General features: G+C 30.8%; 20 protein-coding genes. 14 read left to right on the top strand and 6 right to left on the bottom strand.

All coding sequences use genetic code 11. The annotated features are described in order from the left end of the window. Nucleotides 1-61 precede the first annotated feature (61 nt). The gene (locus tag J8L88_RS04920; RefSeq protein WP_211060129.1) at nucleotides 62-1630 is read right to left on the bottom strand and encodes a lytic polysaccharide monooxygenase; all 1569 of its coding nucleotides are present in this window, start codon (nucleotides 1628-1630) and stop codon (nucleotides 62-64) included. 698 nt (nucleotides 1631-2328) lie between these two features. Here J8L88_RS04920 and J8L88_RS04915 point away from each other — a divergent pair. The 3 genes from J8L88_RS04915 to J8L88_RS04905 all read left to right on the top strand — a co-directional run bounded on the left by J8L88_RS04915 (nucleotide 2329) and on the right by J8L88_RS04905 (nucleotide 5408). Then, nucleotides 2329-3354: a sensor histidine kinase gene (locus J8L88_RS04915; RefSeq protein WP_118386245.1), complete on the top strand. Its 1026-nt coding sequence runs from the start codon at nucleotides 2329-2331 to the stop codon at nucleotides 3352-3354. 14 nt (nucleotides 3355-3368) lie between these two features. Then, complete coding sequence (locus J8L88_RS04910; RefSeq protein ID WP_027391433.1) at nucleotides 3369-4127, top strand: LytTR family DNA-binding domain-containing protein; 759 nt, start codon at nucleotides 3369-3371, stop codon at nucleotides 4125-4127. Nucleotides 4128-4241: 114 nt separating this feature from the next. Further along, nucleotides 4242-5408: an aspartyl protease family protein gene (locus J8L88_RS04905; protein WP_211060128.1), complete on the top strand. Its 1167-nt coding sequence runs from the start codon at nucleotides 4242-4244 to the stop codon at nucleotides 5406-5408. Nucleotides 5409-5570: 162 nt separating this feature from the next. Here the strand turns inward: J8L88_RS04905 and J8L88_RS04900 are convergent, their stop codons facing one another. Continuing rightward, complete coding sequence (locus J8L88_RS04900; protein ID WP_027391435.1) at nucleotides 5571-6266, bottom strand: LytTR family DNA-binding domain-containing protein; 696 nt, start codon at nucleotides 6264-6266, stop codon at nucleotides 5571-5573. A gap of 1 nt (nucleotide 6267) precedes the next feature. Next, on the bottom strand, nucleotides 6268-7260 hold the full coding sequence (locus J8L88_RS04895) for a sensor histidine kinase (protein WP_211060127.1): 993 nt from the start codon (nucleotides 7258-7260) through the stop codon (nucleotides 6268-6270). A 176-nt stretch (nucleotides 7261-7436) separates the two neighbouring features. On the opposite strand from J8L88_RS04895, the gene J8L88_RS04890 reads away from it, so the two are divergent. From J8L88_RS04890 to J8L88_RS04875, 4 genes are all read left to right on the top strand, one after another. Then, complete coding sequence (locus J8L88_RS04890) at nucleotides 7437-8678, top strand: serine hydrolase (protein WP_211060126.1); 1242 nt, start codon at nucleotides 7437-7439, stop codon at nucleotides 8676-8678. Between the two features lie 63 nt (nucleotides 8679-8741). Further along, a complete protein-coding gene (locus J8L88_RS04885; RefSeq protein ID WP_211060125.1) occupies nucleotides 8742-10727 on the top strand; it encodes a serine hydrolase in 1986 nt (661 codons plus the stop codon). Between the two features lie 107 nt (nucleotides 10728-10834). Further along, nucleotides 10835-13138 (top strand): S41 family peptidase, encoded by a 2304-nt coding sequence (locus tag J8L88_RS04880; RefSeq protein ID WP_211060124.1) that lies wholly within the window; start codon nucleotides 10835-10837, stop codon nucleotides 13136-13138. A gap of 114 nt (nucleotides 13139-13252) precedes the next feature. Further along, nucleotides 13253-13852, top strand: a complete 600-nt coding sequence (locus J8L88_RS04875) for a DUF6642 family protein (protein ID WP_211060323.1) — start codon at nucleotides 13253-13255, stop codon at nucleotides 13850-13852. A gap of 79 nt (nucleotides 13853-13931) precedes the next feature. Here J8L88_RS04875 and J8L88_RS04870 read toward each other — a convergent pair whose 3' ends face one another. Together J8L88_RS04870 and J8L88_RS04865 are read right to left on the bottom strand one after the other, a co-directional pair. Beyond that, a complete protein-coding gene (locus J8L88_RS04870) occupies nucleotides 13932-14843 on the bottom strand; it encodes an NAD(P)/FAD-dependent oxidoreductase (RefSeq protein WP_118386238.1) in 912 nt (303 codons plus the stop codon). Between the two features lie 210 nt (nucleotides 14844-15053). Beyond that, nucleotides 15054-15611: a TetR/AcrR family transcriptional regulator gene (locus J8L88_RS04865; RefSeq protein WP_118386237.1), complete on the bottom strand. Its 558-nt coding sequence runs from the start codon at nucleotides 15609-15611 to the stop codon at nucleotides 15054-15056. Between the two features lie 326 nt (nucleotides 15612-15937). On the opposite strand from J8L88_RS04865, the gene J8L88_RS23505 reads away from it, so the two are divergent. Beyond that, a complete protein-coding gene (locus tag J8L88_RS23505; protein ID WP_247666417.1) occupies nucleotides 15938-16870 on the top strand; it encodes a nuclear transport factor 2 family protein in 933 nt (310 codons plus the stop codon). A 276-nt stretch (nucleotides 16871-17146) separates the two neighbouring features. On the opposite strand, the gene J8L88_RS04855 is transcribed toward J8L88_RS23505, so the two are convergent. Further along, nucleotides 17147-19228, bottom strand: coding sequence for a helix-turn-helix domain-containing protein (locus J8L88_RS04855; RefSeq protein WP_211060123.1), 2082 nt, complete (start codon nucleotides 19226-19228; stop codon nucleotides 17147-17149). 226 nt (nucleotides 19229-19454) lie between these two features. Here J8L88_RS04855 and J8L88_RS04850 point away from each other — a divergent pair, with 226 nt between their 5' ends. The 6 genes from J8L88_RS04850 to J8L88_RS04825 all read left to right on the top strand — a co-directional run bounded on the left by J8L88_RS04850 (nucleotide 19455) and on the right by J8L88_RS04825 (nucleotide 23801). Beyond that, on the top strand, nucleotides 19455-20042 hold the full coding sequence (locus J8L88_RS04850) for an ankyrin repeat domain-containing protein (protein ID WP_211060122.1): 588 nt from the start codon (nucleotides 19455-19457) through the stop codon (nucleotides 20040-20042). Nucleotides 20043-20116: 74 nt separating this feature from the next. Next, nucleotides 20117-21214, top strand: a complete 1098-nt coding sequence (locus J8L88_RS04845) for an acyltransferase family protein (RefSeq protein WP_211060121.1) — start codon at nucleotides 20117-20119, stop codon at nucleotides 21212-21214. Nucleotides 21215-21283: 69 nt separating this feature from the next. Beyond that, a complete protein-coding gene (locus tag J8L88_RS04840; protein WP_118386233.1) occupies nucleotides 21284-21751 on the top strand; it encodes a thioredoxin family protein in 468 nt (155 codons plus the stop codon). A gap of 38 nt (nucleotides 21752-21789) precedes the next feature. Further along, a complete protein-coding gene (locus J8L88_RS04835) occupies nucleotides 21790-22377 on the top strand; it encodes a hypothetical protein (protein WP_118386232.1) in 588 nt (195 codons plus the stop codon). A 62-nt stretch (nucleotides 22378-22439) separates the two neighbouring features. After that, nucleotides 22440-23057 carry a hypothetical protein gene (locus J8L88_RS04830; protein WP_247666416.1) on the top strand — a complete coding sequence of 206 codons (618 nt, stop codon included), beginning with the start codon at nucleotides 22440-22442 and terminating at the stop codon, nucleotides 23055-23057. Between the two features lie 180 nt (nucleotides 23058-23237). Continuing rightward, the gene (locus tag J8L88_RS04825) at nucleotides 23238-23801 is read left to right on the top strand and encodes a hypothetical protein (RefSeq protein ID WP_118386230.1); all 564 of its coding nucleotides are present in this window, start codon (nucleotides 23238-23240) and stop codon (nucleotides 23799-23801) included. The last annotated feature ends 8 nt before the right edge of the window (nucleotides 23802-23809 follow it).

The following is a 23809-nucleotide window of genomic DNA, read 5'->3' as shown; positions in this document are numbered from 1 at the left end:
TAAGTATATAAAATGCTGTAATGAACATTAAGAACCTTACAGTAGGATTCTAATTTAACCCTTACTCATTTACAATAACTTTGGTCATTGATTTCTCTCCTATTTCAGATTCTAAAGTAATTATATATAAGCCATTAGAGAGGTTACTTACATCAATAGTATAAGTAGATTCATTGTTTATACGATGCAACTTCAATACTGCACCTGTTGGGCTTAATAATTTTATGATAGCTCCATTAAGCTTAGAAGTTCCTGAAATATTTATCACTGAATTCGAAGGATTTGGAAATGCGGTAAGCCCTAATTCATCAAAAGAAGTTACCGATAACGTAGTTGCACAAGAGGGTTCGTTCGGTGTTAAACTAAAATATATTGTAAATCCTTCAGTTTTAGAAACCATCACAAAATTACCATTATCTACTGTTACAAAATACGAACCATCTAATCCTGCTATTCCACTATTAGTAAAGGTAACTTCTGGATTGTCATCAGCAAAAGTCTGTGGCATTTGTACAAAAGATGTATAAGTACTTGTAGTTTGATAATCAAAATTATACAGTCCTTGGTTGTTTAAATCCCAGTTAATGAAAAACTTATAAATATCACTAAAATCAGGTCCATTATCACCAATCACATATACATAATTATAGGTTTCATTTAAGGAAGGTAAGGCTGCTGTTCTTGGAGTATCAAAAGGACAAACAGTTTCTTCACATTCTGGATCTACGGTTAAACTAATTGTTTCTGTAGCTCCACTGCTAAACATTCCATCACTAACAGTTAAAGTAACTGTAGCACTGTTTAAATTCGAATATGTATGAGAAACTTCAAGACCTTCTGCAGTGGTTCCATCTCCAAAATCCCAAGAATAGGTCAATTGATCTCCATTAGGATCATAAGAATCTGCTGCACTGAAAGTAACATCAGAGCCACCACATCTTCCATTATCACTTGTAAAAAGAGCTACGGGCGGTAAAGGTTCTGTTGTTGCTCCAAAATCAATATCACTTGTAGAGTAAAATGCCTCAGCGGTAAGTGATCGTTGCCAGATACTATAAAGGACGTGTTTACCTGTTCTTTGCGGTAATATAACATCTATATCATCAACAGATGCCGCTGGTCTTGGATCTGTTTCTACAAGGAGTTCTAGACTATCCCAAGTTAGTGGCTGATCTGGTGTCCAATCTGCCTTTGTTATATACACTCGGTAGTATAAGGTTTCATGAGGAGCAGTGTTGGTCCAGGTTACAGTAAGAGGGCCTGGAGTAACAGGTGTTGCTACCCAATCATTTCTTACTTGATCTAATCCGCCATATTTGTCTGGACGTCCGGCACTGGCAAGATTTCCATCCATAATGATATCCATATGCATTCCGCCGGCATCCATTCTGGCAACTTCGTTCCAATCGTATAAAGCTTGTGTACCCCAACCAATTACAGCATCTTGGCAAGCAGGAGAATCTGGGCTTTCAGGACCTTCCTGAAAACAAGCCCAAACACGACTCGGTGGACTGGTTACTGTCCCATGCGGAGAGACAGGTTGTACAAAAGTTAATACTAGGCAGAGACAAAGCCAAGTTTGCCAATGCTTTCTTTTTACATGTAGGTTTTTTAGAGTATTTCTATTCATGACGAGTTAATTTGTGTTACACGATGATATTGTAGTATTACAATAATCATAATGTCTTCGTAACTTAAATTTTAAGAATTTATTGTGAATAGGTTTTGGATGAATCGAAATAGAAGGTTATGATTTCATACGCCTAGTATATTATATAAAGTAAAAACCACTTTAATTTACGATACTATCATTGACATTGACTTTTTTTTGAAGGCTCTTTAATAAAGTTACTGTTTTATTTAATGATATATAAAACGAAAAAAATGTAGATGTTATAAATTATTTTATAAAAAACAATCGAATACAATAAATAGTTACAGTGTACTAATTATTTTCAGGAATAAGGGGTGTTTTTAGATTTTAGTTTATGGAATAGGAGAGTAGGGGAACTCACTTTAGCGAATAATGATTTCAATTAAATAACAGAAAATAACGAATGCTTTATATGAAATCGATCTTATTAAAATACCATTTAAAATGGATTTTATCCTATTTGATCTTTTTTCATTTTTTTAGATTTTCATTTTCAGATAATATTGCAAGAATATATCAATAACTCACAAGGCTCTCATTAATGGTTTTAGATAGAGGTATAAATAATTAGGTCTTTTCATGGCTAAAATTATTGGAAGAGTTAGAAAAGAAAACAATCATTTAAAGATCGAAAGTATATTAATTTTTTATCTTACTAGTCATTAAAACCTTTGATGAACTCTATTAAATTTAACAAAACAGATTATCAGCTTTTGGCAGTCTACTTTTTAGTCTACTGGGTTTGGAATGGTTTTCATCATTTTTATGATACAAATACATTTTCTTTTACAGAATATTTTATTAGTATTCCAATAAGGATCATTCAGATGATTGTATTGTTATGGTTTATTAAGTGGGTCATAGAAACTTTCCTAATTAAGTATAAAAGTTACGTAGGTTTATTTGGAATTGGTATATCTGGTTTGTCTGCTATTGGCTTTTTTTTCTTCTTGTTAAACAAATACTACATTCCTTTTGGTTACATAAAGTGGGAAGAGTTGCCTTCTATTGGTAAGACTATTCTTTTTAATGTTGAAGATTCTATTATTAATGTTTCTATTCCTTTAGTGTTAGTATTCGGAAAAAAATATTATAACTATCGAGAAGATCAACTCAATCGAATTAACTTACAAAAAGAGCTTGAGTTAAAAGTGTTACGTGCGCAATATGATCCACATTTTTTATATAATAACCTCAATACTATTGATGCTCTAGTAGATTATTCTTCTAAAGAAACTATTAAAAAATATATTTCGAATTTAGCAGCATTATATCGCTATCTTATTCATAAAAAAGATGAAGAAGTTGTTTTACTTAATGAAGAATTATCTCTTATAAATAAGTATTTTTTTTTAATAGAAACTCGCTTTGAAGGTGATTATAGTTTTGAAGTTTTTAGAAATGCTTCTAATAAAAATAAATATATACTAAATGGTGCTTTATTGACGTCTATTGAAAATATAATAAAACATAATACTGCGGATAATAAAATCATAATTAGAACACAAATTCATATCGAAAAGGATAAAATTAGAATTGAGAACAACAAATCTAATGCGATCAACATAAAAGAATCTTTAGGTACTGGTTTAGAAAACTTAAGAAAACGCCACGAGTTATTAGGAGATAGAACCATAGAAATAATAGAGGATAAACAAAAGTTTATTTTAGAAATACCTTTACTTAATGTAATAGATTAATACGGCATATTATAATGACTATTTTAATTATAGAAGATGAAAAACCCGCTTATAAAAAGCTATTAAGTTATTTAGTAAATTATTTAGGTGATAACTTTATGCATACTCATGTTCGTTCTGTAAATGAAGGTATTGAAGCGTTAACAAACTCAAATACTTTTGATCTAATTTTTGCTGATATTAAAATATTAAAAGGAACTTCATTTGATATTTTTAGTCAAGTGACTTTTTCGACACCTATTATTTTTTGTACAGCCTATAATGAACATTTATTCAAAGCTTTTCAAACAAATGGGATTGCTTATGTTTTAAAACCATATTCTCAAGAAGAGTTAAATGAAGCAATTAAAAAGTTTGAAACACTTTTTAATACAAAACCTTATAATAAAGACATTTTTAATGACTTTAAGTTATTATTAGAAAGTAAGGAGAATGTATACAAAAAGCGATTTGTTGTAAAGAAGAAAGACGATATAAAACTTATTGATGTTGAGACGATATGTTTTATCGAAGTGTTTGGGGATTTGTGTAAACTATACGACACTAAGGGCATGTTTCATACCATTTCGAAGAATCTAGGAACAGTATACAATGAATTAAACCCCAATCAATTCTTTAAAATTAACCGAAGTCAAATTGTGAATATTAATTTTATAGAAAGTATTTCGCCTCACAGTAAAAATAGACTGTACCTCAAAATCAGTAATATAAAAGATTTAGCGGTCACAAGTACATCTACAACTAAAGCATTTAGGATATGGTTAGAAAACTAATAATTAATCGTCATTTTATCCCTTTTCATTCTATCATTATATAGCTTCACCTTTTTTCTGTTTTTTCGCGCTCAGTAATGCTGCAATTTAGTATCACAACTAAAATGTACATCAATGAAAACGTATTTTACAATCACTTTAATTTTATTTCCTTTAATAATTTTTGGACAAGACAAACCCATTGATCAAATTCCATTTACAATAAATGATAGCGGACTTATAATTATATCATTAAAAATAAATAAAGTGATGGTTTCTGATTTTGTAATGGATACTGGTGCTTCAGTCACAGTTATTGATAATAGTGTCGTTAACCAATTAGGATTACCATTACAAGATCAACCTACTCAAATCACTGGGGCATCAGCCGTTAATAATGATATAAAAAAGACACAAAAGCAGCGAGTGTCATTAAGTAACAATATTGTACTAAAAAAATTAGAAATGTATGTATCAGATTTATCTCGTTTGGCCGATATTAAAGGGATCATAGGATATGATATCTTCAAAAATTACGTTACTGAAACGAACTTCGACACAAAAACAATTTATTTTTATAAACGAAAAGGGAAACCTGACACTAAAGGTTATAAATCGATTCCTTTTACTGAAGCATTTTGCACACCTGAAATAGACATTTCCGTTTTACTTTCTAATAATGAATCATTGTCTGGCAAAGTGCTTTTCGATACAGGTAATGTGGCATCACCATTTATATTTAACGAGCCGTTTACAAGTAAGTTGAATATGGTATCGAAATTTGAAAAACTCATTATTAAAGAATCTGAAGGGATTAATTCCAAAGATAAAACTAAACAAGGTATTGTTAAAAATATTAAAATTGACAATTATACTTTTTCAGAAATACCAGTATCTCTTTCAAAATCAAAAAAGGGAATGTTATCTAAAGAAGCTTATATGGGCATCTTAGGATTAGAATTCATAAATAAGTTTAATTTTATATTAAACTATAAAAAAAAGAAAATCTATTTAAAACCAAATAAATCATTTAAGGATCGTTTCGATTTTCCATTGAGTGGTATTATTCTGAAATCAAAAAGAAAATCTATATTTATTAAATCCATTTATCAACCTAGTATGGCCTATGATAAAGGTTTAAGAGCTGGTCAGCAACTAATTTCTATTGACGGTATTAAGGAAAAAGACAAACAATTTTACCAAAAAGCGTTACGCAGTGAAGACAAAGTGGTGTCCATAACTGTGCAATTAGAAGATGGCACATTAAAGACAGTACAAATTTTATTGAAACGATTGATTTGATTTTAGAAGCTATAGGAGATGTATGTTTATTAGTTCTGTATTTTCTTTAAAAGTTTACTAATTAAATACCAAAGAATACCTTTTATTAAAACGAGAATGTATTTAGCCGATTAGAAATGTAGGAGGGAAGCATTCTATGATGTGAAAAGGGAATTAGCTATTTCATGATTTCGCTAAAACTTCTAATTTTTCAAATACAATAACCTTATACATAGCGCTTACAGGCACTTTTTTATCTTCAATTAATAAATTGGTTTTAGTAGCTTTTGAAACTCTGTTTAAATTAGCTATGTATGATTTATGTGTGCGTTGAAAATCTGTAGATAATAAAGTAGTGATATTAATGAGTGTCTCTGAAATAAGATACATTCTAGAATCAGTAAAGATTTTCAAATAATTTCCAAAACTCTGAATGTATAAAATTGATGTAAATGAAATATTAACCGGTACACCATCATGTTTTATTTGAAGTTCTTTATTTGGACTATTCTTTTTAGGGGCTGTTATTTTCGATGCCGAAACTTTATTTATAGCTTTTAAAAAGCGTTCAAGCTTTATGGGTTTCAGTAAATAATCTACAACGCCATAATTATAACTTTCTAACGCATACTCCGAATAAGCTGTGGTAAGAATCACTTTAGGTGGTTTTAATAGAGAACGCAAAATTTCCATCCCAGTAAGTTCAGGCATTTTTATATCAAGAAAAATAAGATCAACGTGATTTTGTTGAATGAAATTAATAAATTCAAGAGGATTTCCAGTATTAACTACAATATCAAAATTCTCAATTTTAGAGCAGTACTCTTCTAGTACATTACGTGCTAATAATTCATCATCAACAATACCTATTTTTATCATATTACACCGTTAGATTAATAGTTAAATTTACATGATAATCATTTGCGTTATCAATAATATCCAATGTGTGAGCATTAGCGTACAATAAACCCAAACGTCTTCTTACATTTTCAAGCCCTAGGCCATTTCTATTTGATATTGGAATCATAGTAGGCTTTGAATTAACCACATTAAAATGTAGCGTAGTGTTTTTTATAGTAACAGAAATATCAATTTTACTCCGTTCATTGGTGCTTTGTGCACCGTGTTTAATAGCATTTTCAACAAAAGGGATCAATAACATTGGTGAAATTTTTAATCCAGAAAGATCACCTTCAATTAAAAACTCAATAGTACATCGTTTACTCAGCCTTTTTTCTTCAAGCAATAGATAATTTTCTATAAACTCAATTTCTTCTTTTAATAAAACCGCTTCTTTTTTAGAACTTTCTAATTGGTAACGCATTAATTCAGAAAGCTGCATGACAAGATCAGGAGTTTCTAGAGATTGTTGTCTAGAAAGTGAATAAATACTATTTAATGAGTTAAATAAGAAATGAGGATTTACCTGCTCTTTTAAATAAATGAGTTCCATTTCTTTTTGCAATTTTTCTTTCTCAGCATTTTCTCTTTGGATGATCATATTTCTTCTTAAAAAAAAAGCAGCCATACCAGTACCTGTCGTATAAAAATGGAATAAAAAAGTTTTAGTAACACCAGGCCAGCTATTGTTAGCAAAAGCTTCTACATAGGCAATAAAAAATATACTCCCAATAACTAAGAGTACGTATATAAAATATCTTTTCTTATCAAAAAAGTAAGGAATAAGAATAAAATGATTTATCCAAATAGCTGCCATAATATTAATGGCATATTTAAGTGCCCATAAAAAAAAAGAAAAAGTCGAATCATATCGATCTATGATCATCCATCCACTTAGTAATTCAAGGATGAGCACCAATACAAAAGCTCCTATGTTAAGGAGTATTGTACGCTGTAAAGACTTTTTAATCATAAACTCATTTAAAAGCTAATAAAGATAGTATCTATAAATGTTAATCATCTTAATTTCTTTATAAAACGTGTATATCAATGACGAAATGGTTTTGTCATTTAATTGTTGTGCTGATCCTTTTAAGCGATTAAAGCAGAGATTTTGATATAGATTTATTGAACATTTATAAATAATTTATGAAAAACAGTATTCTAATTCTCTTAACTATAGTTTTTTTTATCGCTTGTAAAGACGAGGAAAAAAAACATGCTAATACTATAAATACAACAAGTCCAAAATATGAAACGTATAATTATGTTGGATTTACAAAAGAAGAAATTTATGGATTCCATAAACGTATTTATGAAGGAGGCAATTGGACAGAATATGGTGATCTGGAACGATATTATTATTTAAACTTCTCCGAAATAAAAGAACACTCGCGGATACTTAGGTCAGATGTACCAAAAATACTAGAAGAAACACCAAGAGATGATGTAAAAAATTTTATTACACCAACAGATTTGAAAAAAGGCAGTGGGCTATCATTAAATGACTATGTACAGCAAGTAGAAGTGAATGGGTTAATTATAATTCATAAGGGCAACATCGTCTTTGAAGGTTATCCGAGAATGTTCCCAACTGATCTACATATTAATATGATAATAACTCAAGTTTTTGTGAGTACTTCAATAGCCATTTTAGAGGATAACCATTTAATCGATACTAATCAACCTATTGATTACTACTTTGATGCCTTTAAAGGTTCTGGTTGGGAAGGAGTTCCAGTAATAGATATTCTTTCTATGAGCTCCGGAATTGATCGTGTACCATTAGAGAACTATGAGGTTAGTTTTGATCCAATTAAAGATTTAGCTACTGCAAAAGCATCAAAACCTTCTGGAATAGAGTATCAATTTAGCAATGCCGATGCTATGGTATTAACATTACTGGTTGAAAAAATTAGTGGCATTACCTTTCGCGATTTTGTAGAACAGGAAATATGGAAAAAGATAGGAGCAGAATCTAGTGCCCTTTTAGGAATCAATAAAAATGGAACCTCTATTTCATATGCGGATGGTATGTCTACAACACTTAGAGATCTTGCTAGGTTTGGTCTTTCTTTTACGCCTAGTGGTAGAAAGAGCGCAAACCCAATGATTTCTGATGCGCACTTATTTAAAATCCGAGATGTTAATAAAAACCTCAATAAGTCAAAGGATCCAGAGGAAAAGAAATATAGTAGTTATCAATGGGGTGCAGTGTACGAGGATGGTGATTTTTATAAAGGTGCCCATGGAGGTCAAGGTCTTTATGTATCTCCTTCTAAAGATTTGGTTATTGCATTTTACGGAACATCAAATACTGATCGCCAAAGGAATCAACTGGATGTCATTTCGCGACAGCTTTCCAAATCCGGACTGTTTGATCTTGAATAAAACAATATATAAGAGATAGTGTGTCAGTTATTTAAGCTTTAGTTAATTATTAAAAGAATAAACATGAATACAACGAAGTTATTAATATTATTATGTATCATTTCGATACAAGTCATTGTTGCGCAAGAAAATAATGCAAATGGAAATTCAGAAATAGTGAAAGGATCACCCTTAGTATCACCACAAATACAAGTAATACCAATAAAAGACTCTAAAAATAACAGACAATATGAGCTTTATATAGAATTGCCTGAAGATTATTCTGAGAACACTAATAAGACCTATCCTGTCCTTTATTATACAGATGCTGTGTGGCATCGCGAAATACTATCTGCTTGCCAAGAATATATTCTTGAAGATGTTATTCTAGTTGGAATTTCTTGGCAATTAGACATAAACTCAGCCCTAAAAAAAGAGAGAGGAGCGCATGTGAGTAGGTTTCGTGATTACTCGATAAGCAAACACAGCAATCCAGAAATTCAAGCAAAATACCAAATGGGTCAAGCCAAAACACATTTAGGCTTTATTCGCGATAATGTCATTAAATATGTCGAAAATACCTATCGTTCTGACCCAAATAGTCGTACGTATTTTGGGTATTCACTGAGTGGTGAATTTGGTGTATATATACTAATGACTCAACCTGATACCTTTAACAATTACATTATTGGTAGTCCAACGATTAAAGATGAAGTTGATTATTTATCTGAACTTAATGCTGAATTTGGACCTTTTGAGACGTCAAATAGAAACTCGAGTCTGAATGCTAATGTTTTTATTTCATATGGTTCCTTAGAAAAAGAGATAGAACCCATCGACACATTTGTTAAATTATTAAAGGATAGAAGAGATGGCGGTTTGGCCGTATTAAAAGAAGTGATTGATGGTACTCATGGAACTGCATTCCCTACAACAGCAATTCGCAGCGCCACTTGGTTGTCATCAATAATTAATCCTATTTCAAGTGATAATTATGACGTCTCATTCTGGGATATGGCGCATCTCAATAATGCATTTGTTACTACAACTCCAGAAGATAGAAAAGACGGGATATTAGTGGACACATTAGCTGTGAATACTAAGGATCGAAACGCAATTCTTACACTTTCTCAGGAGATTTTTGAAGGCATACATGGAAGCTATGACGCAGTCTTGGTTTCTCACAAAAACAAATTAGTTTTTGAATCTTATTATAAAAAAGGACGTATTAACGTGCCTCATGGACAAGCATCAGCAGTAAAAGCGTATACTAGTTTAGTTCTAGGAAGAGCGATTCAAATGGGATACCTATCCATGGAAGATTTAAACAAACCTTTGATTAGTTTTCTAAAAGATATTAATCCTAAAAAAATCACTAAAGGAGCCGAAAAAATTACACTTCATAAAGCATTGACTATGCATGGAGGATTAGCTATAGATAACGATACTTGGAAAGATATTGAGAAGGATTCCATACGATTAAAAGGTCAAGGATTGGTTCAGACGCTTCTGGAGCAAACCAAACCAATAACGTCAGAATCTCAGACATATTTGTATGGTAATTTTAACCCAATGCTAGTCATGACTGTTATTGATGCAGTCGTCCCTGGAACCGCTGAGAATTTTATTAAAACTGAACTACTTGATAAACTTGGTATTACAAATTATAAATGGTCTAATCATATTAGTGGATTGCCAGAAGCAGGTTGGCGCGTAAGTATGATGTCGCGGGATATGATTAAATTGGGTAATTTGGTTCTTAATAAAGGGAAATTACATGGCGAACAGCTTATTTCTGCAGAATACCTTGCTACAGCCACTAGTGGTATTGTGAAACCTACAGAAGATTGGATGCCTAAAGACTATCGTTATGGATATTTTTGGTATCAAACACTCATAAAGGTAGGTGATAAAAGTTATGATGCCTCATTTGCTTGGGGTGGTGGAGGACAACGTGTAATAGTCATAGCAGCACTCGATCTAACCCTCGTTATATCTGGCCATGATAGAGAAGACAAGATAATGACACCGATTACTGAAATTATTATCCCTGCATTTGATTCGAAATAAATATAATTGCCATAATATTAATTATTTATGTTGATGAATATTAATATAAACTAAAAACATAGTTCAAACTATGTTTTTAGTTTATATTTGCATAAAACTCATCAATCATGAAAAAACGTCTATTTCTTTTCTTTTTAGTTTTAGTAGCACAAGTAGCAGCTCAATCTGATACGATTAAATATTTTAACCATTTAATTTTTCGGGAAACACCATATTCAAAAACAGAAGGTAGGATACCTATAACCCAAGACGAAAGTAAAAACACCAATCATTTTAAGTTAACTTATGATGCTTCAAACCGACTTATTCTTATTGAATATCTATATAAGAATAAGCTTATCGAACTAAATAGGAGTGGTATACTTGATGGCAAAAGAGCTTTAGCTCCCAAAACCAAAATTGAATACATCGGTAATGAAGAAATAAGAACATTTTTTAATTCAGATGGTGAATCCACAACCAACGGAATGGGAGTGTTTAAAGAAGTTTATGGCTATAACAAAGAAGGGAAGCGAGTAAGCTTAAAATTTTATGATAAGAATGAAGCTCCTATTAATAATACTTGGAAAATATTTGAATACAAATGGAAACACATTAAAACGAATACCGTATTAGAGACCAGAAAAGATATCAGTGGAGCTAATGTACCAATGCGTCCTTATTATAAGTTTTATAATGTAGTATATAAGTTCAATGCTAATGGAATATTGTTAGCCATGAATAATGTAGATAAAGACCTAAATTTAATAAATGACGAAACAGGAATAGCTATAGATAAAGCTACATATGACGAGTATAATAATTTGGTTAGTTTCCAATTTTTTAATGCAGAAAATAAACCTGTTATCGGTTCGTTTTTAGGAACTGCAGGAGGATTTGCCACTTATGATAAAAAAGGAAATTGCTTAAAATATGCTTCTATTGATCTAGATGGGAATTATATGTTGGATAAAAGAAATAATGATGCCTATTCAAGATATAAATTTGATACTACTGGTAATTTAATTGAGCGTAGTAGTTTTGACATAGATAGTAAAATACAAAAAAAACGAGGTGTAACCCGTGTAAAATATGTTTATAATCAAGATGATTCAGCAGCATTATTAAAAACAGAATATCATCATACTATACCTATTGCAAAGATTAAAGATTCGGTCTTTATAAATCTCGATAGTACCATTGAAAGAGAAAAATTAGTAACAGATTATAATCAACTATTAACAACCTTAAAACAGCATCCCACTCAATTTGAGTTTATAGATAAAGTGTCTTATACTAATTTAATAGATGCACAACGGAAAAAACTAAAAGACTCAATGACGATAAATGAATTCTATCAAGTAGTAGCTCCCATAGTTGCAAGTTTAGGATGTTTACATACGCGCATAGTTGATAATCGATTTTTTAGCGTACCATATAAATATTGGTTACCGTTGATCGTATGGTTTGAAGATGGTAAAATGTATGCTATAAATAATTGTATCGAAAATATAGCAATGAATGTTGGTTCCGAAATAGTAGAAATTAACGGAGTTGCTGCAAAAAATATATATAAGAGTTTAAAAACAACGATTTCTGCAGACGCTTTTAATGAGCACTTTTATAGAGGAGATTTAAACATCAATTTTTTATATTATTATCACAGTTACTTCGGTTTTAGTAGGACTTATAAGATAAAATTTAAACCTTACAATACCGAAAAAGAAATTACTACTACATTTTTTATTGATGAACCTGCGCCAGGTTATAAATCTAAAATAATAAATACACCTAGGTTAAGTTTAGATGTAAAAAAAGAACATAAGACTGCTATTATAAGAATTAAGAATTTTAGTTATTTTCCAAGAGGAAAACAAAATATTGATTTTTTCAAAGAGAAGATTGACGTTTATATGAAAAAAATCATAGAGGAAAATATAGAGAAAGTAGTTTTAGATTTAAGAGGGAATAGAGGAGGAAACCCTGCTTGCACGAATCACTTATTGTCATATATCACTAGTAAGGAAATAAACTTTTATGAAGATAATGAGTTAAATAAAAGAAGAAATAGACCTGCAATTGTAAAACCAAAAACAGATAATACCATAAGTAATAAAAATATTTTTGTCATAACCAATGGTCGTTCCGCATCTGCTACTGCTCAAATGTTAGCGGTTGTAAAGCATAATAAGTTAGCCACTATACTAGGAGAAGAGACCGGAGGAACGTACAGTACACATCCCGGAAGAAGAGTAAAACCTTTAGAAAACACAAAACTAGTTTTACAAATCGGAACAGAAAGAGAATCAGTGAATGTGCCAAAACTACCACTTAATAAAGGAATAATTCCGGATAAAAAAATAGAAATGAAAATGGAAAATATTTTAAAGGATAATGATTTAGTATTAGATTATATTTTTAATCTTAAGTAATACAATAGATATAAAACACTTATAGTTTATAGGTGTTTTATATAAATTAACTAAAAAAGATTAAAGAGATCTACTATTTTTGTGATTCGTATACATTTCGTAAATCCTAAAGATTTGTTAGAAAAAAGAGAGCAATTACCCCAAGAACCATTAATCGATGCTGATTATTTTATTTACTGTTTAGAAGCAGTTAATGATATAGAAACGAACGAGATTACTGAGGCACAAAAAAAATTAGAACAGTTGACCTCTCAATATGGCGTAGCCAGTATTTATAAAACCTGCGACACTATTGAAGGTTTAGAAGCTAGTTTAAATACATTAGTGTTGGATGATCATAATTTTAAAAATTATGAAATCATCTATTTGGTGATAACGGGCGAAGCAAATAGTATTTGTTTAAATGATTACTATTATAGTTTACAGGAAATTGCAGAAATTTTTGAGGGAAAATTAAACGGAAAGATTTTACATTTTTCTAATGCAAAAGTGCTGGATTTAGACGAAGAAGAAGCACAATATTTTCTGGATATCACAGGCGCAAAGGGTGTTTCTGGATACGGAAATCCATATAATGGAGTCACTAGCTCAAATCTTGATATAACATTTTTTAACTTGTTTAAAGAAGATAATAACATGTTAGATGTTGTAGAAGAGCTGCATCAAAGACATTACAAAATCTGTAAATTCCTTGATTTTAGACTGTATTATTAAATTACAATCTTATATCCTTAAAACTAACGTATTGTGAACTCCTTTATGGTAATTATAATCAAATAATTACCTAAATTATTTATAACCATTCTTCATCAATAAGTTCTTTGTTTAGCATTGCTGCGGTTTTGGCACCCATTCCAACAGCATTAGCTACAGAACGAATTAAGGAAACGTTATCACCACAAGCATAAATACCTGGAACAGTTGTTTTTTGAAAATTATCTACTGTTATATACCCCATTTTATCGATTTCACAGCCCAGTATTTTTGGAATATCTGAGTTTTGAACAAACGGTACTCTTGCATATAACGCGTCAATTTTTATTGTAGTTCCATCTTTAAAAATAATATAATTGAGGTGCCCATTATTTTGATTAAAACTTATAATCTCTTTTTCAATGATAGGAATTTGATGAAGCGATAATTGTTCAGTTTGTTCCTGTGTAAGCTCGGATTTCCCATTGGTATATAACGTTAAATCTTTTGTCCAGTTACTTATAAGCTTAGAAAAATCAAAACCGTAGTCACTATTTCCTAAAATTCCAGTTGCTTTATTTCTTACTTCATAACCATGGCAATATGGGCAATGAATTATAGAAATACCCCAACTTTCTTTAAATCCTTCTATATCAGACATTATATCTTTGATACCGGTAGCAACTATTAATTTTTTAGAATTAAAAATCTCACCGCTTTTTGTGGTTATTTTAAATCCTTTTTTAGTTTTATTACCATGGGATGCGAATCCATTATAGAAAAAAACCGTATCGTAAATTTCGAGGTCTTTTTTTGCTAATCTATTTATTTCTGAGGGTATCATACCGTCTTGAGTAAGAAAATTATGCGAATGGGGAGTTTGCCTATTACATGGTTTACCATTATCAATCACAAGTACGTTACGTAAAGCTCTTCCTAATCCAAGCGCAGCGGATAATCCAGCATAACTTCCGCCTATTATAATTACATCAAAAAGTTTGTCTTTGTTCATATTTTGAAGTTTTTAAATATTAATAATAGAGGAGGAGATGCAATAATTTTAATTGATGCAAAGACTCTATTACATAAATTCTAATAGATTATCTTTTATTTAAATTAAATTATGATGTAATTCATGTATTGCTTCTTCTATTACTGCCATATTGTATTCTATTATCATTTACACATGTCTCAATTATGAGACATAGGTTATTAAATTTTTTTAAGGACTAATTCCTTTTATAAAAGATTTCCAAGCAAATTCTTTGATGTGTAATTTTTCGGTTTCGGTAGTCGTACTAGCATTAACCGTACTGTTTATTATACCAGCATGTAGATTTTGAATCCAATCTATGGTCATTTGCCTGCTAATTATGTTTTTCTTTTGCAAGTCTCTAATTATTTGTGCGAAGCTTTGATAAATATAATCATAGTCTGCGCAGTCTTTATCGCTTTGAGAATGTTTGTGACCAGTTCTTTGATGAAGTTTATAAAAAAAAGAATATTTGGCTCCGCAGTCGATGCCTGCGTGTAAAATATTTTTTAACTGGATCAATGGATCATCAGAACTATTAATTGCTGCTATCATTGCCTTTTTACAACTCATTTCCATTTGACGTTCACAGGTAACAATTAGTTCATCTCTATCCTTAAAGTAACGATGCAATGTTCTTCTTGTAATATCTGCATTATCTGCAACCTTCTGTAATGGTGCAGAAAAATCTTTATTAAAAACTTTAATAGCAGCTTCAATTATTCTTGATCTAGTTTCAATATTCATCTGACTACAAAAGTAATATTTTTTTACATCATGTCTCAAAAATGTGACATAAGTTATTTTAATTATAAATTTTCTTTTGAAACGACAAGAATTATCTTCTTTCAATACAGAGGTATAATATTACAATTCTTCAGAGCAAAAATAAGATTGCTTATACGTTTTATGCTTTCACGAAAGTGTTACATATCCCTTTAAGATTTCTATTTGACATATACTCCAAAAATATGTTTTATCAGTCCATTTTGTATGCCAACATCGTGATGTAAGTAGGAAACAGCGTTTAAACCTTAGACATTTGCAGCTTATTAATATTAAAAACAGTCAATATGAAAAATTACATCCTAGTAGTAGTAATGCTGCTTACAATTCAATGTATAAATGCCCAATCTAACATTGATAAAGATGTGAATACATCTGCAATTAATTTAGTTATTGTTAATGATAATGGAGATATTTTATTAAAAAAAGCAACAATCGGCTGGATAACAATAGGTGCATTTTATGAGAAAAGACACACTATAAATGAAGTTATCGATAGTATCTCTAATAAATATGGAGTATCCATTACAAAACCAAATCTTAAAGGTGTTTTTACTTATAAATTTGACTTTAATAATGCTGTAAGTATACGACAAGTTTATGTCGCTAAATCTACGACTAATGATTTGCCAACAAATAAAAATGTAGAATTCCGTTGGGCTCCAAAAGATGAAGCTATAGAAAAATTTAAAAGTACTATTCCATCTTTAGGCGAAATGATAGCGCAAATTATAGACTATCCTCAGGTCGTTTGGGGAGGATCTTTTTTAATTAAAAAAGAAAACAATAAAAAGACTTCTATGATAACAGAGGATTTTTATCCAATAAGCGACGCTTCTACATATAGAGAATCATCAAATGATCCTGCAGTTGTAAAAGCATTACAGAAGTATATGGAAGGTAGTTCTTATAACAAGAGAGAAATGTTACTAAGTGCCTTTACAGACAATGCTACATTATATCTAACCAACAGGGATGGAGATTTTAAAAGATATTCTCCAAGTGAATACGCTGATTTTTTTAAAAACGCAGAAAAGGGAAAGTTTAATGGGAGAGACGCTAAAATTTTAGAGATTACCGTTACAAAAGATATAGCAACAGCAAAAGTTGAAATTGCTGGTCCTGATAGAGCTTGGGTATATATTGATTTATTCTTGCTTAAAAAAATTAAAAATGATTGGAGAATTATTAGTAAAACTGCAACCAGGGTTGATAAATAAGATAGAGAAGAATGCTTTACAAAAGATAATGGAACATATTTCTCAAAACGATTTGGCTCCTAAGCTGGTACATTGAGGGTGTCGAAGTGTTGTCGAAGGGTGGGAAAATAAGGGAAGCCGATCTTAGGAGATTTGCGATTTCCATAATCTGAAATAGGAGGTAACGGGGAATGTGTGAGGAATTGGATTAATAAACAAAAATTATTTATATTAAAGAAAATCCACAAGAAACGAATCAAATAATTTTGAATTGGTTGAGAATAAAATTTCAATAATTTATAGTAGTTTTTCTTTTTCCAAAGTTTCTTTAAGTTTTTTATGTTGTTCCCAAAACTTCATTTCTATTTTACCAATAACCTCCTCATATTCCGGATGATTTTGTAATCGTTTTAATAACGGATCTTCTCTGATAAACAAAATTACCCAATATTGAAAATCATCTTGTAGACTAAACTTGTCATAAGCTTCTATGGCTTTGTCTGGCATATTTTCATAAAGATAAAGCACAGCTAAACTTGCCTCTTTATAAATGGACTCATCTTTTTCTAAGTAGTCTTTATATTTATTTAAGTATTGCTCAGCTTTATTAGCAAAACCCATTTTATTATAGGTATATGCAATTTTGATGTTTTCTGCAGGATACAGGTCAATTTTATTGGTAGTAAGTATGTCAATATGTTTCTCGTAATAGAATAATGCGTTTTTATAATCTTCTTGAAAATAATACATCTTAGCCAATTCTTGAGTAATATCAGTACGTGTAGTATCTTTTTGCCACTCTATAAGCATTTTGCTTGTTAAGGTTTTTAAATCCTTGTTATTGGCATAATTTATAAAGTTTTTTAAATAAGTAGAGTAAGGGTTTCTAGGATTATATTTCAAAGATTCTTCAATGTATTCAGAAGCTTTTTTTGTAAACCCATTTTGAACTAAGGCATTACTCAAGTTCAAATAAATATAGCTCTTGGATACAGAATCATTAGCCTCTATATTCAGTTTGATTCCTTGTAATGCATAAGTTAGGTATTTACTAGTATTAGGAACAACTCTAGAATATAAAACAGATAAAAATAATACTACAGAAGAGGCATTAGGATTATAATCGAGTGCTTTTTCCAAATAAGGTATCGCTAACTTAAACTCGTTTACATTTATATAATATAGCGCTTTTGCAATCAGAGGTAATTCTGAAGTAGCATCATACAACAAAGCATTGTCTGCATACTCATTTAATTTGTCTACATATTTTTTTTCAATTTTATTTTCATCAAGATAAAAGTAACAAATGGCAATTTGGGCATAAGCATCAGCATATTTTGAATCTTCTTCTATCGCTTTTTCAAAATTCAAAATACCTTTACGTAATCCTTCTTCACTTTGTTCATTTTGATGTTCTAATCCTTTTAGATAAAAGTCATAAGCTACTAGATTTTCAGTAGGTTTTTTAGCAATAAGTGCAAATTCTTTTGGTGTTACATTTGCTTCTATAGCAAGGGCTATCTTCTTCGCGATGTTATTTTGAAGTTCAAAGATATCATCAAGTACATATTTATATTGTTCAGACCAAATAGGGCTATCTTCATTTGCATCTATCAATTGAATGCTTAGAAGTACTTCATTTCCTATCTTTTGTCCGCTGCCTTCAATCAAATAGTTGACTTGTAATTCTTCGGCGATTTCAGAAACGTTTTTAGGATTGTTTCTATATTTTTCAGTAGATGTCCTACTGATTACTCTTAAATCTTTAATTTTTTGAAGATTATTTAGTGAAGATTCCATGACTCCATTGATGAAGTATAGATTAGAATTATCTTCACTTAAATTTTTGAAAGGTAAAAAGGCAACCGACTTTTCTTTATTTTCTTTGGAAGCTACAGAAGTGAATTGGTCCTTAAAAAAGTAAATAATAGCAATGATAGCTATTGTCGTAATTGCTATAATATATCTATTAATGTTCCTATTTTTTGTGACAGTTTCTTCCGTTTTTTTATCATCGCTTGGCTTTATAGTCTTTTCTTCTTCTTTTTTGGTTTTTGTTTCACCAGGCGGATATCCATAATATTCACGATAACATTTTGTAAAATAGGACGGATTACTGAAGCCAACTTCAAATGAAATTTCTGAAGCAGTCAATTCAGTCTCTCGCAACATTTCTGCAGCTTTCTGCAAACGTATCTCTCGGATAAACTGACTGGCAGACAAATTGTTTTGCTTTTTTATTTTCCTCAGTAAACTCGAACGACTCATATTCATTTTAGAAGCCAATTCAGAAACACCAAATTGCTCGTTAGAAATATTTTCTAAAACTGCGGATTTGGCTTGCAATAAAAAAGAATTTGAAGTAGAGTCTTGAGTCATTTTTTGATTAATTAAAACGAAGATAAGTAAAATTTAAACACAGATTTTTAAATCAGCTTTTTCTGATTTTATTATGATTTGCATCATAATTTATAGTCTTGATACATAATTTATAAGACTGCATTAAACTTCATAACTCTTGATTCATAACTGTTTACTGTTGCTTCAATGTTGATTGCATCTTTGTATCATCAAATCGAAATAATAATACTTAAAATTTAAAATCATGAAAAATCCAATTAAAATTCAATCAAGATGTTTAGCTATACTTATATGTATTATGGCAATTGCATTTACATCATGTTCACAAAAAAGTGAAACCAAAAACACAACAGCCACTTCAAATGAGAAGATTACTAAACCTAGTCAAGATATTCATGAAGCGATAATCTCAAATAATCTCGAGGTTGTAAAACAGCATATTGAAAATGGTTCGGATATCAATAAAATAGAAAACATGAGTGGGTCTACACCTTTATTAACTGCAGTGACTTTTAATAGACCTAAAATAGTAGCTGAGTTATTAAAAGAAAATGTTGATTTATCCATAAAGAACAATGATGGCAGCACAGCATTACACACTGCAGCATTTTTTGGAAGAATAGATATGGTTGAACTATTGTTGGATGCTGGAGCAGATAAAACTATAAAAAACAATTTTGGTGCAACACCAAGAGAAACTGTATTAAGTGAATTTTCGCAAATGAAACCTATTTATGAAATGTTAACTCTTCAATTGCAACCTATGGGCTTCACATTAGACCTTAACGAATTGGAAAAGGCAAGACCTATAGTTGCTATGATGTTGCAATAAAGCATACATATGATTGCTTATTGCATTATCAATCTAAGAATAAATATTAAATACATCAACCAAATTCCCATAGTATGAAAATTGAAAGACGTTATGATATCGATTGGCTAAGAGTTATAGCTATAGTACTTTTATTAATATACCATATTGCTATTGTGTTTCAACCTTGGGCTATGCTTATAGGCTTCATAAGAAGCGACGAAATCTCTACTACCATCTGGCAACCAATGACCATGTTAAATGTATGGCGTATACCTATTCTTTTCTATGTGTCTGGTATGGGTGTTTATTTTGCTTTAAGAAAACGCAATAACATAGAATTATTAAAGGAGCGTGCAAAAAGAATATTACTACCATTTTTATTTGGCATTGTGGCTATAACTCCATTACACATGTTTGTGTTTCAAGATTACTATAGTATAGGTTTAAGTTACTATCCGCATATGGGACATCTTTGGTTTTTAGGAAATATTTTTATTTATGTGCTTATTGGACTTCCCGTTTTTTACGGCATACAAAAAGGTATGTTTTCAAAACTCATAGCTTTTTCAAAACGACTATTTAGCAATCCACTAGGCTTATTATCCGTTAATGCATTTTTTGTTGCAGAGGTATTACTATTACAACCAAAACCTTTTGCAATGTATGCGCAAACCTGGCATGGTTTTGCAATTGGTTTATTAGCATTCTTTTTCGGCTTCCTTTTTATGAAAACAGGAAAAGTGTTTTGGAATTCAGTAAAACGATGGAAATGGCTTTTTCTGGGATTGGCAGCTATACTATATACGGTAAGATATGTTTTATTCGGCGCCGAAGGACCTTTATACTTAACTTCTATTGAGAGCAATAGTTGGATCTTCTCAATATTCGGTTTTTGCCATCAATATCTTAATAAACCGAGTAAGATTTTATCCTATTTAAGTAAAGCCGCATATCCTGTTTATATCATACACATGATTGTATTGTATTTAGCAGCAAAATTTATATTGCCTTTAAACTTGCCAGCACCAATAGCATTCGTGCTGATTACACTTATTACGTTTATCGGCTGCTATTTACTTTATGAGTTTCTGATAAGAAGAATCCCTATTCTTAGACCATTGTTTGGTTTAAACTGGAAAGTAGATATAAAGAAAAAAAGGAGTGAAACTATTGTTGTAAATAAAGCCTAATGCATTGGCTCAAACCTACTTCGTATTTAGAAGAATCATCCTTGAAATTATAAATAAAAGAATCGAAAAATGAAGACTAAAAAAATAAGTTCAAACGTAAAATCATCAAAAAAGAAAACACATCCATTTTGGAGCTTTTTCTGGCTTACTTTTCTTGTCGTTTCGCTCTGGTACGCTTGGTATTCTTTTTACGCACCATCTAATGAAATTGAGTGGGTGACTCTTTCTAATCAAGAATCACTCATCAACAATTCCAATAAATACGCAATAGTGTTTTTTACAGCAGAATGGTGTTCACCATGTCGTATAATGAAACGAGAAGTATTTGCCGACCAAAAAGTTGAAGAGACGATTAATTCAAAATACAGAGCTATCATGATTGATATCGATAATCCAGAAACCAAGGACATTGTAAATCAATACAAAGCTTATGCGACACCAACCACGATCCTTTTAGATCCAGAAGGGAAAGTGGTTAGGCATATTGTCGGCAAAATTGAAAAGGATGAATTCCTTCAAATGCTTCTAAATATTTAATCTGCTCGAAAATTTTAAGTAAAAAAATAAAAGACAAAATGAAGAATCTAATTATTGTACTATTTGCTTTGACGATTCTTAGTGCGTGTAACAACAAAACCAAATTAGGTATAACCCAACAACCAACATTAACCGATTATACTATTGGTGAAAAATGGGTATGGAAGTATAAAGGTGTAACTACCGGAGGAGAAGTTCGCTCGGATGGAACAGATACAAGGGAAGTAGTGAAATTTGGAGAGTTCATAGGTATGACTATCGGCAAGGACACTATTCTTGTTAGCGATATTGTTAAACCAGAGATTAGCGAAACACCAAAGTATGACTGGCCTCTCGAAGTGGGTAAAAAATGGAAGTATGAAAACAATTGGACAAGTCAAGATGGAACTACTGGAAGCCAAAGTCAGAATGCTGAAGTACTATCCTACCAAAAAGAAACGGTAGAGGCTGGTACATTTATGGCTTATACAATCAAATACACTGGTAAAACCACAAATTCCAGAGGATATAGCGCAGATGAAACGGAAGTTTGGTTATATGCACCATCTATAAAAAATTTCATAAAACTTACTCAAAATCAAGGTGATTTTCGGTATGAAGAGGAATTAATTGAATATTCAAAATAAATCAAGGATAACATTAAATAAAATAGAAATTATCAATCAAAACAATCATAAAACGAACAATTATGAAAACAATTAAAATGGAAACAATCAAAAAACAAATCTTATCAAAACTGGCTTGTGTTGCCTTTGCATTAGTATCTAGTATAACATACGCACAAAACACACATTCAGAATCAACAACACAAAGAGATGGATTCATATTCGAATTCATAGCAGGTGGCGGTATTATTAGTTTAGAAGATAGTGCAGGTATTCAAACTTTTGACCAATCTCAAGGAGCATTTGTTTTTCCAGATTTAAAATTTGGCTACATGTTAAACGACAAACTCGCCATTACAGCCTCTTTACCTGGAAATATATACGAATTTCAGGATATTGACAGGCATTTTGGAGGGTTCATTCCTTCTGTACAATATTGGGTAAAAGATAGATGGTGGATTCATGGAGGAATTGGCTTAGCAATAGATTCGCCAGCGCTATATGATATTAAAGACGATGTAAATGACGATTGGAACTTTGGTTGTGCTGTTATGGCAAGTACAGGGTATGAAATTTACAAAAAGAAAAACTTTGCGCTTAATGTACAGTCTAAACTAGTTCTTGGTCGTGCTTCTTTAGATGGAGATGCATATAGAGATGCAGTAATCTTTAATGTAGGATTAGGGTTTAGTTGGCTATAAGCTTTCACTCGAATTATGTATTAGAAAGTCACATATAAACTTTAGCATTTACAGTATTTCTATACTGAATTGGATTTTGTATTACATAATTCGGGTTTGATATTACTTATTAATAAAATGAAAACATTAAGAATTTATCTACTTACATATACTCTAATGTTAGCACTTATTTGAGAAAAAATGAAACGATTAACAAAATTTATAGATAAGAACATTTCAGGAAAAAAAGTTTTAGGCCTTTTTATCTTGACAAATGTTGTTTACACCTTTATGCTTACTGTTACAATTCCTAAAACAATGGAATTCTCTAAAGGAATGAAATTACTGGATATGATGCCTACAGGATATGATCTGGATTATGTAAGAGAATTATTCAGTTTGCTTGGAGAAAATGGACGTTTAACCTATCTAAACAACCAAATACCTGTGGATATGATTTATCCACTACTATTCGGACTTTCTTACTGTTTGCTTTTAGGGTATTTATTGAAAAAATTGAACAAGTTAAATTCTGTATATAATTTTCTCTGCCTACTACCAATAATTGCAGGAATTGCAGATTATTTGGAAAATATTGGAATTATAGTAATGTTAAAAAACTATCCTGAATTAACAGAGGTTGCTGTAAAATCAACAAGTTCTTTTTCTCTAATAAAAAGTATTTCGACAAGTGTTCTTTTTATAGTCTTGATAGTAACGCTAATTATATTTGGAATTAAAAGAATTAAAAGCAAAAGGTATTAAATATCAAT

The organism is Aquimarina sp. MMG015, from assembly GCF_018100855.1.
GTDB classification, from domain to species: Bacteria; Bacteroidota; Bacteroidia; order Flavobacteriales; family Flavobacteriaceae; genus Aquimarina; species Aquimarina latercula.
Note: the sequence above shows the minus strand (reverse complement) of the source record. Positions and strands in the feature narration are given on the sequence as shown.

What these genes read in the sequence shown, in the direction of transcription:
- J8L88_RS04920 (WP_211060129.1), bottom strand. Translation starts at nt 1,630, where the DNA reads ATGAATAGAAATACTCTAAAAAACCTACATGTAAAAAGAAAGCATTGG.
- J8L88_RS04850 (WP_211060122.1), top strand. Translation starts at nt 19,455, where the DNA reads ATGAAAAATCCAATTAAAATTCAATCAAGATGTTTAGCTATACTTATA.
- J8L88_RS04885 (WP_211060125.1), top strand. Translation starts at nt 8,742, where the DNA reads ATGAATACAACGAAGTTATTAATATTATTATGTATCATTTCGATACAA.
- J8L88_RS04835 (WP_118386232.1), top strand. Translation starts at nt 21,790, where the DNA reads ATGAAGAATCTAATTATTGTACTATTTGCTTTGACGATTCTTAGTGCG.
- J8L88_RS04830 (WP_247666416.1), top strand. Translation starts at nt 22,440, where the DNA reads ATGAAAACAATTAAAATGGAAACAATCAAAAAACAAATCTTATCAAAA.
- J8L88_RS04845 (WP_211060121.1), top strand. Translation starts at nt 20,117, where the DNA reads ATGAAAATTGAAAGACGTTATGATATCGATTGGCTAAGAGTTATAGCT.
- J8L88_RS04900 (WP_027391435.1), bottom strand. Translation starts at nt 6,266, where the DNA reads ATGATAAAAATAGGTATTGTTGATGATGAATTATTAGCACGTAATGTA.
- J8L88_RS04840 (WP_118386233.1), top strand. Translation starts at nt 21,284, where the DNA reads ATGAAGACTAAAAAAATAAGTTCAAACGTAAAATCATCAAAAAAGAAA.
- J8L88_RS04895 (WP_211060127.1), bottom strand. Translation starts at nt 7,260, where the DNA reads ATGATTAAAAAGTCTTTACAGCGTACAATACTCCTTAACATAGGAGCT.
- J8L88_RS04890 (WP_211060126.1), top strand. Translation starts at nt 7,437, where the DNA reads ATGAAAAACAGTATTCTAATTCTCTTAACTATAGTTTTTTTTATCGCT.
- J8L88_RS04870 (WP_118386238.1), bottom strand. Translation starts at nt 14,843, where the DNA reads ATGAACAAAGACAAACTTTTTGATGTAATTATAATAGGCGGAAGTTAT.
- J8L88_RS04905 (WP_211060128.1), top strand. Translation starts at nt 4,242, where the DNA reads ATGAAAACGTATTTTACAATCACTTTAATTTTATTTCCTTTAATAATT.
- J8L88_RS04855 (WP_211060123.1), bottom strand. Translation starts at nt 19,228, where the DNA reads ATGACTCAAGACTCTACTTCAAATTCTTTTTTATTGCAAGCCAAATCC.
- J8L88_RS04880 (WP_211060124.1), top strand. Translation starts at nt 10,835, where the DNA reads ATGAAAAAACGTCTATTTCTTTTCTTTTTAGTTTTAGTAGCACAAGTA.
- J8L88_RS23505 (WP_247666417.1), top strand. Translation starts at nt 15,938, where the DNA reads ATGAAAAATTACATCCTAGTAGTAGTAATGCTGCTTACAATTCAATGT.
- J8L88_RS04865 (WP_118386237.1), bottom strand. Translation starts at nt 15,611, where the DNA reads ATGAATATTGAAACTAGATCAAGAATAATTGAAGCTGCTATTAAAGTT.
- J8L88_RS04915 (WP_118386245.1), top strand. Translation starts at nt 2,329, where the DNA reads ATGAACTCTATTAAATTTAACAAAACAGATTATCAGCTTTTGGCAGTC.
- J8L88_RS04910 (WP_027391433.1), top strand. Translation starts at nt 3,369, where the DNA reads ATGACTATTTTAATTATAGAAGATGAAAAACCCGCTTATAAAAAGCTA.
- J8L88_RS04825 (WP_118386230.1), top strand. Translation starts at nt 23,238, where the DNA reads ATGAAACGATTAACAAAATTTATAGATAAGAACATTTCAGGAAAAAAA.